General features: G+C 43.9%; 9 protein-coding genes and 2 pseudogenes. 5 read left to right on the top strand and 6 right to left on the bottom strand.

The features are described from left to right. Positions 1–22: 22 nt before the first annotated feature. Both ACRN9H_RS09075 and ACRN9H_RS09070 read left to right on the top strand, forming a co-directional pair. Positions 23–1,693 carry an ExeA family protein gene (locus ACRN9H_RS09075; RefSeq protein WP_432313389.1) on the top strand — a complete coding sequence of 557 codons (1,671 nt, stop codon included), beginning with the start codon at positions 23–25 and terminating at the stop codon, positions 1,691–1,693. Continuing rightward, complete coding sequence (locus tag ACRN9H_RS09070) at positions 1,693–2,751, top strand: general secretion pathway protein GspB (RefSeq protein WP_432313388.1); 1,059 nt, start codon at positions 1,693–1,695, stop codon at positions 2,749–2,751. The genes ACRN9H_RS09075 and ACRN9H_RS09070 overlap by 1 nt, the downstream gene beginning before the upstream one ends. A 114-nt stretch (positions 2,752–2,865) precedes the next feature. Here ACRN9H_RS09070 and ACRN9H_RS09065 read toward each other — a convergent pair. The 6 genes and pseudogenes from ACRN9H_RS09065 to pyrB all read right to left on the bottom strand — a co-directional run. Beyond that, positions 2,866–4,132 (bottom strand): annotated as a pseudogene (locus ACRN9H_RS09065) (IS4 family transposase); the annotation flags it as partial. Between the two features lie 122 nt (positions 4,133–4,254). Continuing rightward, positions 4,255–5,502: a sodium:proton antiporter NhaD gene (gene nhaD, locus ACRN9H_RS09060; RefSeq protein WP_432313387.1), complete on the bottom strand. Its 1,248-nt coding sequence runs from the start codon at positions 5,500–5,502 to the stop codon at positions 4,255–4,257. A gap of 521 nt (positions 5,503–6,023) precedes the next feature. Beyond that, positions 6,024–7,344 (bottom strand): annotated as a pseudogene (locus tag ACRN9H_RS09055) (IS4 family transposase). Between the two features lie 120 nt (positions 7,345–7,464). After that, the gene (gene hemL, locus ACRN9H_RS09050; protein WP_012088581.1) at positions 7,465–8,757 is read right to left on the bottom strand and encodes a glutamate-1-semialdehyde 2,1-aminomutase; all 1,293 of its coding nucleotides are present in this window, start codon (positions 8,755–8,757) and stop codon (positions 7,465–7,467) included. A 690-nt stretch (positions 8,758–9,447) separates the two neighbouring features. Next, positions 9,448–9,909: an aspartate carbamoyltransferase regulatory subunit gene (gene pyrI, locus ACRN9H_RS09045; protein WP_432313386.1), complete on the bottom strand. Its 462-nt coding sequence runs from the start codon at positions 9,907–9,909 to the stop codon at positions 9,448–9,450. A gap of 16 nt (positions 9,910–9,925) precedes the next feature. Then, positions 9,926–10,855 (bottom strand): aspartate carbamoyltransferase, encoded by a 930-nt coding sequence (gene pyrB, locus ACRN9H_RS09040; RefSeq protein ID WP_432313385.1) that lies wholly within the window; start codon positions 10,853–10,855, stop codon positions 9,926–9,928. A 1,090-nt stretch (positions 10,856–11,945) separates the two neighbouring features. On the opposite strand from pyrB, the gene ACRN9H_RS09035 reads away from it, so the two are divergent. From ACRN9H_RS09035 to fdrA, 3 genes are all read left to right on the top strand, one after another. Continuing rightward, on the top strand, positions 11,946–13,520 hold the full coding sequence (locus tag ACRN9H_RS09035) for a hypothetical protein (RefSeq protein ID WP_432313384.1): 1,575 nt from the start codon (positions 11,946–11,948) through the stop codon (positions 13,518–13,520). Positions 13,521–13,529: 9 nt separating this feature from the next. Beyond that, positions 13,530–14,792, top strand: coding sequence for an ankyrin repeat domain-containing protein (locus ACRN9H_RS09030; protein WP_432313383.1), 1,263 nt, complete (start codon positions 13,530–13,532; stop codon positions 14,790–14,792). A gap of 192 nt (positions 14,793–14,984) precedes the next feature. After that, positions 14,985–16,538: an acyl-CoA synthetase FdrA gene (gene fdrA / locus ACRN9H_RS09025; RefSeq protein WP_432313382.1), complete on the top strand. Its 1,554-nt coding sequence runs from the start codon at positions 14,985–14,987 to the stop codon at positions 16,536–16,538.

The raw sequence follows: 16,538 nt of genomic DNA, 5'->3' as shown, positions 1-16,538 counted from the left end.
TTAAATTAGGATGATTGGTGGTATGTACAAGGCTTTTTATGGACTCAGCGACAACCCTTTTTCAATTGCACCCAATCCCCATTATTTGTTTTTGAGTGATAGGCATCGAGAGGCATTAGCCCATTTAACTTACGGGTTAGGTGAAACGGGCGGTTTTGTGTTGCTAACAGGAGAAGTTGGCACGGGGAAAACAACAGTATCTCGCTGTTTGCTTGGGCAATTACCCGACAATACCGATACTGCATTTATTCTTAATCCGTCGCTAACAGAGCTCGAGTTACTTGCAACTCTCTGTGATGAACTGAAGATTACCTACGGCGATAATCCCACACTCAAGCAACTGATCGATCACTTGAGCCGATTTCTATTGGCTAATCACAGTAAAGGCCGCAACACGGTATTAATTATTGATGAGGCGCAGCATTTACGCCCCGAGGTATTAGAGCAACTGCGACTGCTTACCAATCTTGAAACCGATACTAAAAAATTACTGCAAGTTATTTTGATTGGTCAGCCAGAGTTGCAGTTGTTATTAAAGCGCCAAGAGTTACGTCAATTAGCGCAACGTATTACTGCGCGTTACCATTTATTACCGCTAAATGAAGATGAAATAGGGCTTTATGTCTTACATCGCTTGCAAGTCGCGGGGCGGTTTGAGCCGCTGTTTACTGGAAAAGCTATTAAGGTTTTGCAAAAGTACAGTGGTGGTATACCTCGACTAATTAACCTTTTATGTGAGCGGGCCTTGATGGCCGGCTATGCGCAGTCACGCTTGCCAATTGACCATCATATGGTGAGACAAGCTGCGGCAGAAGTGTTAGGTGAAGCTGAGCCTACTCAACATAAATATCTGTGGCCGGCAGCGACTGTGATTGTGCTGCTTATAGCTTTTGGCGTTTCTTATTGGCTATTGACTGATAAGCCCGCAAATGCAGCGACTAATTTAGTCTCTCAACCTATGCCAGAGCCTATCGAAATGAACCCTCAAAAACTTAATACAACCGCGGTACCCCATAGGGTGGAGTCGAGTAATCACTTAAGTGCTGAGCTGTCTCAGGCGCCAGGTGCAAACCCTAATCAACGTTTGCTCAATGATGCAATTAATCAAAGTCGCAATATCGATACCGCTTTTGCGGGGCTATTTGGTCTGTGGGGAAAAGTGCCCTATAAAGGCTTAACCGCCTGTCAATCAGCAGTTGAGCAAGGATTAGCATGCTATCAACAGCAAGGTAATTGGATGTCTCTCACCCGACTTAATTACCCTGCTGTGGTTTATTTAGTCGATGATAATCAGCAAGATTTTTATGGCACAGTGATCGCGATAGATGGTGATCAACTACTTATACAATTAGGAGAGCAACAGCTTTGGGTTGATAAGGCTTGGTTTAATCAGCATTTTAGTGGCACCTTCGAAATACTATGGCAAGCCCCTAATTTACCTATGATGGATATCAGTCAAAAATCGAGTCCTGGACAATTGCAATGGCTAGAAAATGCCTTAGCCCAGATAAACAACCGTAATGCACGCAGAGTTAACCAATTTGATGTGCAATTAGAAAATGATCTTAAAGCTTTCCAAAGTCAACATGGATTAAAAGCCGATGGTATTGCTGGGAATCAAACATTAGTGAGATTAAATTTGTATTTAAGTCAGCAAGGGCCGCGTTTAACGGATAATGGGGCAAGTCGCTAATGTCCATATTACTTGATGCCGTTATCCGTAATAAACAACAGCAACAATCGCAGCTTCCCGATGCCGTGATGACGCCAAGGGCGAATTATCCGCAGCCACGTAAAAATACGTTACCCATAGGCAAAATTTCTTTATTGGTACTCGCACTTGCCGCCGGAGTTGGTGCGGCTTGGGGATTAAACGTGTGGAACCAAGCTCGACAGACTCCAACGGAATCGACTGCAAGTCGCTTAGTGATGAATCCATTGTCATCAACACCACTGACAGCGAGGAAAAATGAGCCTCAGCAGGCTGTGGAAACTGACGATCAATTACAAGCGCAATCTAGTGCCGCTTCAGGTGTTCGCTTTGCTGGGAAAGTGGCACTTCCTCGGGCACAGACGTTACCTGAGCTAACCGCCATACCGCAATTTCAGCCAGGGGTAGTAGTATCAAATGCGCCTCAGGTTGATGCCGCCAATGTAAATACTCAGGCTGTTAGTGCAAGTGATGCCAGTTACACAGACTACATGTCGACGTCAGCTCAAGTAGATGCTGAAAATAGTGAAACGATGGCTGTAGACACTCAAACCTCACCCGTTAATGCATCGCAAACCATGGTGTTAGGTGCCAACGCTAATGGAGCAGGTTTAGCGAGTCTTGAGGCTCTACGCCAGCAAGTGAGCGCAGCAGCGGAAGATGTTGGCTTAGAAACTAATAAAAGTCGTGATGAAGATAACTTAGTGGCGACGTTTCAAAGTGCATTAAAAGAAGTGGAATATACTAATGCTGCAACAACTCCTGTTACAGAAGCGAAATTAGATCCTATTCCTAAAACTGCTGTGGATGATATTCCTAAATATGGTCAATTACCTGCAGGATTACAGCTGCAAGTCCCTGAATTTAATATTGTTGCCCATGTTTACTCTACTGATTCAAGTCAACGATGGTTAAATGTCGATGGTGCTGAATTACAAGAAGGGGATTTGATCGCGGGAAAATTAAAGATTATCGCCATTCGTCCACGGGATATTGTGTTAGATATCCAAGGTACCCAGTTTAAGGTGCCTGCGATTTAGCCAAATGATAATAATGTCTATATGAATCATGCTCATCAGTAATCGTAATGCGATAACTTGCAGCATCAAATCGTAGAAATAAGAAAGACGCCTTAGGCTAATGCCGTTCACTTTAGAGTGAACGGCATTTTTCTTTGCTTTAACCGGATACTTATTTTTGCTCATTTTAAGCATTCTTGGATAAGCCCTTTCCCATTTACCATCCAACTTAAATTGCCGTGCATTGCGTTCTATATCCAATACATCTCTCGGGACATTCCCCGGCGTTTGTGATGGCAGTTGTGTCAGTTTGAAGATGATATAACTCGCCGCATCCCTAAAACTCAGTTGATTGGGATGGACCGATGGCAAGCTTTTGGCCATCAGTAACATCTTGTATCGGATAAGATTGTAGGCCAGCAACACGCCCCACAGCTCTTGAGTCACCCGCTCCGGCAGTTGACTACGGAGCGTAAAACGACTCCCAACAGATGTTGCTTCATCTCTCTGTAGCCCAGTTCGATTTCCCATCGATGGGCATACAAGTCGACAATGTCTTCGCCGGGGTAACGCATCGGGTCAGTCAACGAAGTCAACATTGCGACTGGCTTACCTTTCATTGTCTTAGTGAGTAAATGGACTTCAAGAGTATCAGGGAGCTGCGGCCATTTCTTTTTGGCTTGAGGCGTGGTGGTGAGTTTCACCCACTGGTCATGTTTTCCCTGCGTTCGCACCACCTCATATTGAGTACTTTTTTCAGCGGCAACAACCAGTGACTATCAGGTTGTGCTTGCTGCCGAGCGAGTAAAATCCTCGGTCAAATAAGGTTAGACTGTGATTGGGAATGCTAGGAATGACCCCAGACGCCAAGTTCATTTCATTTTCGGCACCGAATCAAAGACACTGTTGACCAACAAATGGCTGCTTAACTCCATCAAGCAAACCATGCGAATTTGCGGATAAGCCGCTTCGCCTGAAGCGTTTGCGGTGTGCGCAAAGGCAGCTTGATTTTGGACACTATCGGGTGTCCGCCACACCAATGAGGGTGTTCAGCTCTGGCGTGCCAGGTATTGGCGCTGCGGCTAAACACCTCTCGAATAACCTCACTGCCCAATTGTTTACGCGCCTGAGTCACGGCGTTGCGTGCAACATAATCAATATCTTGCGGCAAAACAATGTCGAGTTTGTTGATGAGTGACCGAACAGACTCTCCTCGAAACAAGGCCATTCCGATAACCGCCCAAATCATCGCGTCCATCGGCAATTTACGCCGTCTTAATGTCGCAACGCCTTGTGAGTCCAAATAGGATTGAATTAACTCAGGTTCTAACACATCAGCTAAGCAGGTAAATTCAGTTAGGCGGGTAATATGAGTGCGCGCGAGAGCTTCTGAGAATTGCATAAAAAATCCGATGACAAGAGGTCATCGGATTTTGATCTTTTCAGCGAGATCGTCAAGCGATCTGTCTTAACTGATCGGCATTAGCCTTAGGCGCCTTTTTTTATTCTTATACCAAGACTAACTTAATCAAATAGCCTATAGGCTAAAAACAGTGTGATTGCGTAACCGACACAATAGCAAAGGAAAAGTGCTGGAACATATTTTAAGTAACTCACAAAAGTCAGTTCCTTCACTTTACTCATGGCCACAATACCTGATGCAGAACCAATGATCAGTAGTGAACCGCCGACGCCGACACTATAAGTCAAACCAAGCCATTCAGGTGTGCTCAATACTGGGTTGGCTTTTAATAGTGCTGCTGTGAGTGGCACGTTATCGATTAAGGCTGAGCCAATACCAGTGAAGAAGTTAGAAATGTTTGGATTAAACATTGTGTAAGCTTCGGTCAACATATCTAAGGTGCCGATTTCTTTAAGCATACCAACGAGCAGTAAAATACCTAAGAAGAACAACAGGGTGTCGTATTCTACTTGGCGAATGTACTCAAGAATTTTGATTTCTTCTTTATCGCTACGCGTGGTATGGCCAATCAGGAACATGATTGACAGACCGGTTAAGAAGGTCAGCACTGGCGGGATACCAAACAATATGTTCAGTAACATTGTCATTAAAATCGTACAGAAGAACACGAGGGCAATCATGACATCAACGGTTTGATAGGTGTGTTTGATTGGCGTGGTGCTGACTACACCTTCAACTTTAAGAGAGAACAGGGTTGCGAGTAAAATCACGCTTATCGCCGATGGGATAAACAGCATCAGCAGTTCAGACATGTGCACATGACCACCGAGGAAAATCATCAGCGTGGTAACGTCGCCCGTAATCAAAGCCACACCGCCTGAGTTCACCGCAAAGATGATCAATACCGCCATTCTACGGCGCATTTGCTTATCAAGTTTAAAGGTAGTTAGTAAACCTAAAGAGACTAAAGTCGCAGTGACGTTATCACAAAATGCCGAAAGCACCAGTGCAAATAAGGCCACTTGGATCATCAGCATACGTACCGACACTTTCTGCGGGAATAGTTTTTGGACCATAATTTGGATCATGCCCTTCGCGTTCAAGTACGCGACGAAGGTCATGGTCGACATCAGAAAGAGCCAAAGTGTGGCAATCTCGAGCAAATTTTCATTGAGCTGATGGGCAACTATTTTCTCATTAGCGGGATCTCCAGCAGCCATAAACAGCGCTACCCAAGAGATACAGCCAAAGAATAAGGTGGTTTTTGCTTTATTAAGATGGGTAACTTCTTCGAAAACAATACTGAGTAATGCAAGCACGGCAAGTATGATGAGAAAAGTATTTAACATAACTGCAATTCCAACTGCTGTTTTAATGTCGTAGGACGACTTGAGTCAACCTAAAGATTGAGCTTATCAAGGCTGAATTAAGCTAGCCGTGTTAGCGCGTGCGGATCAGAACATAATGGGGTACATAACGCAACCGTTAGCTATAACCCAATTTATGTTTACTTTGTGATATTGATCTCATGCTGATTGGTGTTTCTATGGTTTTATATCTCGAAATTTTGCGCTTTCTTAGTCTTTTAATCTAAATCTATAAGTTTAATTGCAGTGTTAAAAGTGAGTTCTACGATTAAAGTCTAAGCAATCAGTTTGCAGATCCTTCAATTAATTTTTGTTCAGATAGAGATTCTTGAATAGTCACGTCGATGTAGGTTTGTTTTTAGGCTACACACTTTGACCTTTGACCTTAGCGACTATTTATTTAAGTGAGCTCTATTGTCGTAAAAATCCAAGCGAGCATGTCGATATGCAAATGATGTATTTTTCAGCATAAAAAAGGGACGAACTGCCTTAATGCCGTTCATTTAAGAGTGAACGGCATTTTCTTTGCTTTAACCGGATACTTATTTTTGCTCATTTTAAGCACTCTTGGATAAGCCCTTTACCATTTACCATCCAACTTAAATTGCCGTGTATTGCGTTCTATATCCAATACATCTCTCGGGACATTCCCCGGCGTTTGTGATGGCAGTTGTGTCAGCTTGAAGATGATATGACTCGCCGCATCCCGAAAACTCAGTTGATTGGGGGGGGACTGATGGCAAGCTTTTGGCCATCAGTAACATCTTATATCGGATGAGATTGTATGCCAGTAGCACGTCCCATAACTCTTGAGTCACCCGCTCCGGTAGTTGACTACGGAGCGTAAAACGACTCCCAACAGATGTTGTTTCATCTCTCTGTAGCCCAGTTCGATTTCCCATCGATGGGCATATAAGTCGACGATGTCTTCGTTGGGGTAACGCATCGGGTCAGTCAACGAGATTAAAATGGAGATTAACTTACCTTCCACTGTCTTAGTGAGTAAACGGACTTCAAGAGTATCAGGGAGCTGCGGCCATTTCTTTCTGGCTTGAGGCGTGGTGGTGAGTTTCACCCACTGGTCATGTTTTCCCTGCGTTCGCACCACCTCATATTGAGTGCCTTTTTTCAGCGGCAACAACCAGTGACTATCAGGTTGTGCTTGCTGCCAAGCGTGCAGAAGGCCGAGCGAGTAAAACCCTCGGTCAAATAGGGTTAGACTGTGATTGGGAATGCTAGTAATGAGCCCCGACGCTAAGTTCATTTCATTTTCGGCACCGAATCAAAGACACTGTTGACCAACAAATGGCTGCTTAACTCCATCAAGCAAACCATACGAATTTGCGGATAAGCCGCTTCGCCTGAAGCATTTGCGGTGCGCGCAAAGGCAGCTTGATTTTGGACACTATCGGGTGTCCGCCACACTACACCGTCGACGCCATACAAGTTGAGACCACACCAATGAGGGTGTTCAGCTCTGGCGTGCCAGATATTGGCGCTGCGGCTAAACACCTCTCGAATAACCTCACTGTCCAATTGTTTACGCGCCTGAGTCACGGCGCTGTGTACAACATAATCAATCTCTTGCGGCAAAACAATGTCGAGTTTGTTGATGATTGACCGAACAGACTCCCCTCGGAACAAGGCCATTCCGATAACCGCCCAAATCATCGCATCTATGGGTAATTTACGCCGTCTTAATGTCGCAACGCCCTGAGAGTCTAAACAGGATTGAATTAACTCAGGTTCTAACACATCAGCTAAGCAGGTAAATTCAGTTAGGCGGGTAATATGAGTGCGCGCGAGAGCTTCTGAGAGTTGCATAAAAAATCCGATGACAAGAGGTCATCGGATTTTGATCTTTTCAGCGAGATCGTCAAGCGATCTGTCTTAACTGTTCGGGATTACGCACTGGCATCCCTTTATGATTTTAGATATGTAGACTTAGCTTGCCGCTTTCATGCTAGCCAATACGCGATCTGCCGCTTCTAAGGTTAAGCGCATCTCTTCTTCGCCATGGGCCATTGAAAGGAAGCCAGCTTCATAGGCACTTGGCGCTAAGTAAACACCTTCATCTAGCATACCGTGGTAGAAAATACGGAACTGCTCGATATTGCATTGGGTCACTTGGTCAAAACGGGTGATTTCCGGTTGTTCTGTGAAGAAGAAACCGAACATGCCGCCAACATAGTTGATCGCCATTGGAATACCGTGCTTGTCAGCTGCCGCTTTAAAACCTTCTGCAATACGTTTAGTTTTCGCGCTCAACTCTTCGTATAGACCTTCTTCACACAGAGCTTCCATTTGTGCCAGACCCGCTGACATCGCAATGGGGTTACCCGATAACGTACCCGCTTGGTAAACCGGACCCGTAGGTGCGATAAACTGCATTACATCTTTACGGCCACCGAAGGCACCCACTGGCATACCGCCACCAATCACTTTACCAAGCGTGGTCAAGTCTGGTGTGACACCGTAGTAACCTTGAGCGCCGCTTTGTGATACGCGAAAACCTGTCATCACTTCGTCGATGATCATTAAGGCGCCGAACTCATCACAAATATCACGCAGACCTTGCAGGAAACCTGGGATAGGTGGAATACAGTTCATGTTGCCAGCAACGGGCTCGATGATGATGCAAGAAATGTCAGTTGGATACTGCTCGAACAAGGTTCTGACTGAATCTAAGTCGTTATACACAGCGGTTAAGGTGTGCTTGGCGAAATCTTCAGGAATACCGGGTGAACTAGGTTGGCCTAAGGTTAACGCGCCAGAACCGGCTTTCACTAACAGGCAATCCGCATGGCCGTGGTAACAGCCTTCGAATTTTAAGATCTTGTCACGATTGGTAAAACCGCGTGCTAAACGGATAGCACTCATGGTTGCTTCTGTGCCTGAACTCACCATGCGCACTTGCTCGATAGACGGCACCATAGAGATGACTTTCTCGGCCATTTGCACTTCAAGTTCTGTAGGTGCGCCAAAAGACAAACCATTTTCAACGGCAGCTAATACCGCAGCACGGATTTTAGGGTGGTTATGACCGAGGATCATCGGTCCCCAAGAACCAACATAGTCGATATAAGCTTTGCCATCGGCATCGTAAATATAAGCGCCATTGGCTTTTTCAATAAACAGGGGCGAACCGCCTACACCATTAAATGCACGAACCGGAGAGTTAACGCCGCCGGGGATGGTTTTTTTAGCTTGTTCAAATAGGGCTTCAGAACGGGTCATTCTATATCCTTAAAGTCAATCGCCAGATTTTAAATCGGCGTTTTGTAAGTACCAATTAACTGGACATTTGTATTGTTCAAATTGTGAATCAACACCCAATGTCAGTGCAAGCTGTGTCATGCGAATTAAAAATCCGTTATTTGCCAGTCTAAAGGTGGCTAAATTAGGATGACTATCTAACTCATTGACCTGTGTTCTATAGCCTTTATAGCGGATGTTAGGCCACAGTATTGGCAATGTTTTGTATCAATATTTAGGTTTAAGCGCTCTTATACCATGATATTTATTCGCATTCCCTTTCATTGGGACTGGCTCTTCTTGAATTTGTGCAGGGTAGAGTATATCAGGCTGATCTAAATTTCCGTCAAGTCGTTCCGTTATTGTGATCTTATACTCAGCATTTGCAATGATCATCGATCACATAATCAAGCATTAGCAACGCTTAAAGGAGGTCAGTGTCAATTGCCATCTTGCCATTGGTAGCTTAACGGTATTTTTGTACTGGGTACTTTTTTGTGATGTATTGAAAAATGGCTTGTTTTAGGTGTGAACGTCTAATGGGAAGGCGGGGTGCTGATGTACAAATCCAGCTTATGAGTTATGAGTATAGCGAGTGATAAGTTTGAGATGAATTAACCATTTGTATGATTAATTCATCTCGGTCAATCTAATTTTTAACCTCTGTTAAGGTTAAACACGTTCAGTGACGATTTCCCGCGAAAATACTTTTTCACAGTATCTGCACTTTAGGAATACATCTTCTTTTTTGGCAATAATAGTAAAACTACTGTCGACAGGCTCGTTATGAGTAATGCAGTTACTATTAGGGCACTTGAAAATCGAATTGATTTTCTCTGGGAGTGACAAGGTGAGTTTTTTAACGACTTCATAATTTTCTATTTGGTTTACCGTTGCATTCGGCGCATATAAAGCCAATTGGTTAGCCTGATCGGTATTGATAAACACGTTTTCAATTTTAATCAGATCTTTGGCACCTAAAGCTGAAGATGGAAGGTTAAGCCCTATCGTTACACGTTGGTTAGTTTTATGCATTTTAAATAGTTTCAGCACCTTTATTCCCACGTTTGCGGGAATATGGTCGATAACAGAACCATTTTTTATTGCTTCAACTAGTTGGGTTTCCTTAGGCATAGCGATTATCTCCTGCTTATAGTTGTTCGTTGAGTACAAGTGCCAGTAGCGCTTCACGCGCGTAAACCCCGTTTTCAGCTTGCTGAAAGTAGTAAGCGTGTTTGGTTTTATCTACGTCGACGGTAATTTCATCTATACGCGGTAATGGGTGCAATACCTTTAGATTATCTGGCGCGTCAGCTAGCATTGAAGCGGTTAGGACGTAAGCGGCTTTAATGTGCACGTACTCTGATTCGTCCAAACGCTCTTTCTGAACGCGAGTCATGTACAGTATGTCTAGCTTAGGGATGACCTCTTCCATAGTGGCATGCAGACTATAATTGATACCTGCTTGGTTTAACTCTTCGCAAATGTAATCAGGCATAGCCAAAATTTCGGGTGCGATGAAGAAGAAATTAATGTTGTTAAACTTCGATAATGCTTGGGCCAGAGAATGCACAGTACGGCCATACTTTAGATCGCCGACGAATGCGATGTTCAAGTTATCTAGACGTCCTTGGGTTTCAAAGATTGAAAATAGGTCTAATAGGGTTTGTGTTGGGTGTTGATTTGCTCCATCGCCACCGTTAACTACGGGGACGCCGTGGGAGAATTCAGAGGCTAAACGTGCTGACCCCTCCTGCGGGTGACGTATAACAAAAGCATCGACGTAAGAAGATATAACTTGGACTGAGTCAGCCAGCGTTTCTCCTTTGTTAGCTAACGAGGTGTTACTGCCATTATCAAAACCAATCACAGTACCACCAAGGCGCTGTATTGCGGTTTCGAAAGAGAGGCGGGTACGTGTTGATGGTTCAAAAAAACAGCATGCCACGACTTTATTTTTTAATAATTGTGGATTGGGTTCTGCTTTTAGTTTTCCAGCAGTTTCAACGATCAGTTCAAGTTCACTTCGGGTTAATTCCGGAATGGATATGATGTGTTTTTGAAACAACGAATTGGCCATGGCTTCTCTTCCCTATATATAGATAACTGATATTAATGGTTTTAAATTTTTTAGGTCGCACTGACATCCAAGTTACCTTGTGAATGTATCTTACAAATTAAGCTTTAAAACGGTTTTATCTGACGTAAAAAGTAGACAAAAAAAAGCCCCCTTAAATAAGGAGGCTTTTTTTGAAATCGAAAAACAGAAGAATAATACCAATGCAGCTTCTCGACGATAATGAATCAAGTTGTACTTAGCTGCCCAGTTCATTGTTAAACCCTGTTCCGAAAAATTCCGAAGGATTATACGCCCATTTTTTGCGTTCGCAAGTGTTTGCATTATCTCGTCATTTTGAAGGTCAAATATTTGAAAAAGAGAGACCTTCCTGAGCGATTTACATCAATAGCTTGAGTCATTCAGCGCACCTTTCATTATTAGTAAGATTAATGATGACGGTTTCTGTTGATAGGCATTTATGCATACCGTTATCGACTAGATGCTATCGGCTAAGTGCTACGACGCGCTATCGAATAGGCAAGGTTTGGCACTTTTTTATCTTGCTGAGATGTTTTCATCATCTTCGTCGTAGAATTTTAGGCTTGTTAAATCAATGGCAACATCTGCTGTAGAGTCATGCTTCAGTGTGATATTCGGTTTTGCGGTCTTAGCGTGTTTAGCTCACAAGGTAAGTGATTTTTGTTTAATATTATCAGCTGTTTATTTTGATTTCACGGTTAAGGTCTTACTGGTTTATCCAAGCTATCTAAGCACACTAACGGCAAATGCTTCGAGAGATTTAGCAAAAAAATCCCTTTGCTAATAGTATGACGTGACTCTCATCACACTTCATTTTGTTACTTGCAAGCGTTAGCAGTCAGCCTAAGAGTGAGGTTGATCACGTTAAATGACCTTGAACCCAGTCAGTGTTAATTAATTGTTTTTATATTGTTATTTTTTGGTTATTTTTATGTTTATTTTTGTGCCTGTATCATTAAGTCTAATCTTGCCTATTTAGTTTTCTAATTTATTGACTCGCCTTAATTTTGTTAACCTTTGGGTGTTCGCTATTAACTCCAATTAAATAATTAAATCACAATAGGACAGCTATATGGACATAAGTGATGTTTGGCGTAAAGGTGATTGGGCGGCCTTCTTTGGCCTGTTTACCAATAATTTAACCAATTTACTGACGATGATGGGCTTGTTACTTTTTGTCGTCGGTTTACCAAAAGAATTTGTTATGGGGCAGGTCGTCCCGGCGTTTGGCTTAGCCGTGATGTGTGCCAGTATTTTTTATGCTTGGTTTGCCTATAAATTGAAAAAGGAAACCGGCCGCGATGATGTGACGGCTTTACCATCTGGTCCCAGTGCCCCCTCTATTTTTACCGTTACCTTCCTCGTGATTATGCCTGTTTATCACTCGACGCAAGATGCGGCGTTTGCAATTCAAATCGCATTAGTTTGGTGTTTTGTTGAGGCGATGATCCTATTAGTCGGCTCATTCTTCGGCGATACCATCCGTCGGATCGTACCTCGCACAGTGTTGCTGTCTTGTTTGGCGGGCTTAGGTCTTACACTGCTGGCGCTCAACCCGATGTTGCAAGCATTCTCAACGCCTGTTGTATCGTTTGTGGTGCTAGGTCTTATCTTTATCAACTGGTTTGGTAAAAAACCGCTGTTTCCAAAAATTCCCACTGGCTTGTTACTGATTATTGTTGGTACCGCGCTGGCTTGGTTATTTGGTTTGCAGTCACCCGATGCGATTATTTCCTCACTATCAGATGCGGGGTTCAACCCTCCACAATTTCATATCGACAGCTTTATCCAAGGTGTGCCACACGCCTTACCTTATTTGGCATCCGCTGTGCCACTAGGTTTGGCCAATTATGTATTTGACCTTGAGAATATTGAAAGTGCCGATGCCGCGGGTGACTCTTATCCGACACGTAAAATCATGATGGTTAACGGCTGTGCATCAATGCTCGGTGCGTTTATGGGGAACCCTTTCCCTGTGACTGTGTATGTGGGTCATGCCGCTTATAAAGAGATGGGGGCGAGTATAGGTTACACCCTGTTTAATGGTGTGATTATGTTCTTCGTGTGTCTGTTTGGTTTAGGTGCACTGTTACTGAGCCTTATCCCTGGTGCTGCTATTGCACCAATATTAGTCTACATCGGTATTGTGACGGCTAACCAAGTCGTACGTGAAACGCCTAAATTGGAAGTACCTGCAATCTTCGTTTGTTTATTCCCATGGATTGGTTACTGGGCACTATCTTTATTCAAAAACACTTTGGCAACAGCCGGTACGAATGCCCAAGAGGTGGGGATAGAAGCGTTAGCGGCAAAAGGAATTTATTACCAAGGCATGGTGGGCTTAGGCAATGGTGCACCGCTTGCGAGTTTGCTGTGGGGCTGTATGGTGGTTTTTGCTATTAATAATACCCCCCTTCGCGCCGTGGTTGCTGCCTTAGTTGCTGCAGGTTTAGCACTGGTAGGGTTCATCCATGCCAATGGCGTTGGCTTTGCTCAACCTGAATCTATGATGTTTGTTTACTCCTATTTGATGATGGCGACTCTGTTTGGTGTGAAACATTTTTACAACCTTAAAGAGAGTGCAAGCGAGCCTGTTAGCCCACCACTGCCTATTACCCCAGCAACCAAAGCCACTGAAGCCGCTTGAGGAGTGAATATGAATGCTAATGCCCCTATGTCGTTGCATAAGTTGGTCATCAATAATCGAGTAGACGATGTTATGACTTATTTAGCGGAGCAGGTCGAAGTCGATAGCCGAGATCAAAATGGCTGTACTGCGTTGATGATTGCTGTGCAGCAAAATAATCTGACGCTAGCCAAGGTGCTCATAGAGCATGGTGCTGATGTTAATGCTCGTGATGTAAACCAACTGACGCCTTACCTGTGCGCTGGCGCTAACGGATTTCACGCACTTTTATCACTGACTTTAACCAATGGCGCCGACGTCACCAGTGTTAACCGTTTTGGGGGGACGCCATTGTTGCCCTCAAGCGAAAAAGGCTTTTTACGTACTGTACTGGTCAGTTTAGATGCTGGCATCCCAGTCAATCACGCGAATAAATTAGGGTGGTCGGCATTATTAGAAGCGGTGATCTTAGGTGATGGTGGGTATTTATATGCCGACGTTATTGAGGGGTTACTCGACGCTGGTGCTGACATTCACCTTCAAGATCGCGATGGATTAAGCGCGCTCGATCATGCCAACGCTTTGGGTCAACAAAGTATTGTCGCCTTGATGACGCAAGGTGAGCAAGTTAAGCAAGGCTATAGTGCTGCATTACGCTTAGTTAAACAGCATATTCGTCAGTTTGACTATCAAGCGGCGTTGGCAGTGTTAACCACCAATAGGGATGACTTTACCAATCCAGTAGATTACTTCTATTACTGTGGTTATGTGCTAACTGAGTTAGCGCGTTTTGATGAGGCAATAACCGCTTACCATGAAGGTTTGGCACTGAGTGACAATAAAGCGCAGTTTTATCTTTATATCGCCAATAGTTATCGGCTTGCCAAACAAACGCAGCAGGCACTCGTTGAATTTGATTACGGCATTGCAATTCAGCCTGAGTCACCGTTTGTGCGCTACCACAAGTCTAATTATTTACGAGAGCTTGGCATGCATGAGGATGCAGTCGATGCAATGGTCCTATTATTGGCGCAGCAGCCGCATCGTTATGATTACTCATTTCATCAGGCCAATAGCCTGCGTTCATTAGGACGACACGATGAGGCGATTGCCGCTATAGAAAATGCGATTAAGCATGATGCTCGCAATGGGCTTTATTATCAGCATAAAGCTAAGTCATTAGAAATAATGGGCCTGCTTGAACAAGCAATAGCCGTCATTAATCAAGCCATTGAAGTCTGCGATGACGTTGATGAATTGGTTGATATTAAAAATAGTTTGCTAAATAAATAAAATTTAACTGAGTATCCTTGTTAAACATTTTAATTAATTGGTGGGTTTAAGTCAGTAGTTACTTGAAGGTTGATGATTTTTATTTTCTCTTATTTAAATGGAATACATATTTACACATAGGTGTAGTGGTTATTTTATTAACTATTACATGAGTAATTACACATTTTTTGTTGAAATATAGTAGAGGCTAATATGGTCGTAAAATTAACTTTAAAAAAGAATACCTATTTCGATTCGGTTTCATTAATGGCATTAACGACCAAAGTTAATGAAATTAATGATGTTGAGCAGGCCTTTGTTGCAATGGCAACCGAGATGAATAAAGGAGTGTTAGCTAACATAGGTTTATTATTACCTGAAGTGCAAACTGCCAACAGTGGCGATCTGTTTATTGTGGTAAAAGCCGTTAGTGAGGAAGTGTGTGATGCTGTACTTGCCAAAGTAGAAGTGCTCTTAAAAGGCGATGACAAAGCGGCAACAGGGTTAGGCGCAAGTAAGAAAAAATATGTCACCTTAAAGAGTGCCTTAAACGACGCACCCGATGCCAATCTGGCGGTGATCTCTGTGCCTGGTGAGTTTGCTAAGCGTGAAGCGCTAACCGCGCTGACTAACGGTTTACACGTATTGATGTTTAGCGACAACGTTTCGGTGGCCGACGAGGTGGAGCTTAAAACCTTTGCTCACGAAAAAGGCTTGCTAATGATGGGGCCAGATTGCGGCACCGCCATTATTAATCATGTTGGTCTGTGTTTCGCCAACAAAGTCCGTCCAGGTAATATTGGTATTGTCGGCGCATCAGGCACGGGCAGCCAAGAAGTTGCTGCACGTATTCATGACTTTGGCGGTGGTATATCGCAACTATTAGGTACTGGTGGACGTGACTTAAGCGCAGAAGTCGGTGGTATCATGATGCTAGATGGACTGCGTGCATTAGAGGCCGATCCTGCCACTGAGGTGATCTTAATCGTCTCTAAACCTGCGGCGAAAAGCGTTGAAGCTAAGGTACTCGCACTGGTTCAGAGCTTTAGCAAGCCTGTGGTAGTTTGTCTGTTAGGTGGTGAAGAAGCACCGGTTATTGCAGCAGGGGCTCACTTTGCTAAAACTACTAAAGAAGCCGCGTTACAAGCGGTTGTTTTAGCGGGTGTTGATGAAAGTAGTATTAATAAGCGCGCTTTGAACTTAGCGTTAATTGAAGAGATTAAAGTCAAGTTATCACCTGAACAAAAGTACATTCGTGGCTTGTTCTGCGGTGGCACCTTATGTGAAGAAACCATGATGCTGGTGCGTGATACGCATAGTCAGGTGTATAGCAATATCGCCAAAAAACCAGAGCAGCGTTTAGCGGACATTAATGTTAGCCAGCAGCACACCTTTATCGATTTTGGTGACGATGATTTTACTAATGGGCGCCCACATCCGATGATCGACCCTTCATCGCGTATTGAACGTCTGCTTAAAGAAGCTGACGACCCTGAAGTTGGGGTGATCATTCTCGATTTTGTTATCGGTTATGGCTCACATGAAGATCCTGTTGGCGTGACTTTGCCAGCTATTATCAACGCGAAGCAAAAAGCGGCGGCGCGGGGTCAGCACTTAGAGATTCTAGGTTACGTACTGGGTACTGATCTGGACACGCCAAAGTTGAGCGAGCAATTAGATAAACTGGCTTCGGCAGGGGTGACCATTTCCAGTAGCAGTCAAAATACCGGGCTATTGGCAAGCGGCTTTGTGAGCAAGGGAGAATAA

The organism is Shewanella sp. MF08487, assembly GCF_050848685.1.
GTDB classification, from domain to species: domain Bacteria; phylum Pseudomonadota; class Gammaproteobacteria; order Enterobacterales; family Shewanellaceae; genus Shewanella; species Shewanella glacialipiscicola.
Note: the sequence above shows the minus strand (reverse complement) of the source record. Positions and strands in the feature narration are given on the sequence as shown.

Bases quoted from the DNA above. Each gene is read 5' to 3' on its own strand.
- ACRN9H_RS09075 (WP_432313389.1), top strand. From the start codon at position 23: ATGTACAAGGCTTTTTATGGACTCAGCGACAACCCTTTTTCAATTGCA.
- nhaD (WP_432313387.1), bottom strand. From the start codon at position 5,502: ATGTTAAATACTTTTCTCATCATACTTGCCGTGCTTGCATTACTCAGT.
- ACRN9H_RS09070 (WP_432313388.1), top strand. From the start codon at position 1,693: ATGTCCATATTACTTGATGCCGTTATCCGTAATAAACAACAGCAACAA.
- pyrI (WP_432313386.1), bottom strand. From the start codon at position 9,909: ATGCCTAAGGAAACCCAACTAGTTGAAGCAATAAAAAATGGTTCTGTT.
- pyrB (WP_432313385.1), bottom strand. From the start codon at position 10,855: ATGGCCAATTCGTTGTTTCAAAAACACATCATATCCATTCCGGAATTA.
- hemL (WP_012088581.1), bottom strand. From the start codon at position 8,757: ATGACCCGTTCTGAAGCCCTATTTGAACAAGCTAAAAAAACCATCCCC.
- ACRN9H_RS09030 (WP_432313383.1), top strand. From the start codon at position 13,530: ATGAATGCTAATGCCCCTATGTCGTTGCATAAGTTGGTCATCAATAAT.
- ACRN9H_RS09035 (WP_432313384.1), top strand. From the start codon at position 11,946: ATGGACATAAGTGATGTTTGGCGTAAAGGTGATTGGGCGGCCTTCTTT.
- fdrA (WP_432313382.1), top strand. From the start codon at position 14,985: ATGGTCGTAAAATTAACTTTAAAAAAGAATACCTATTTCGATTCGGTT.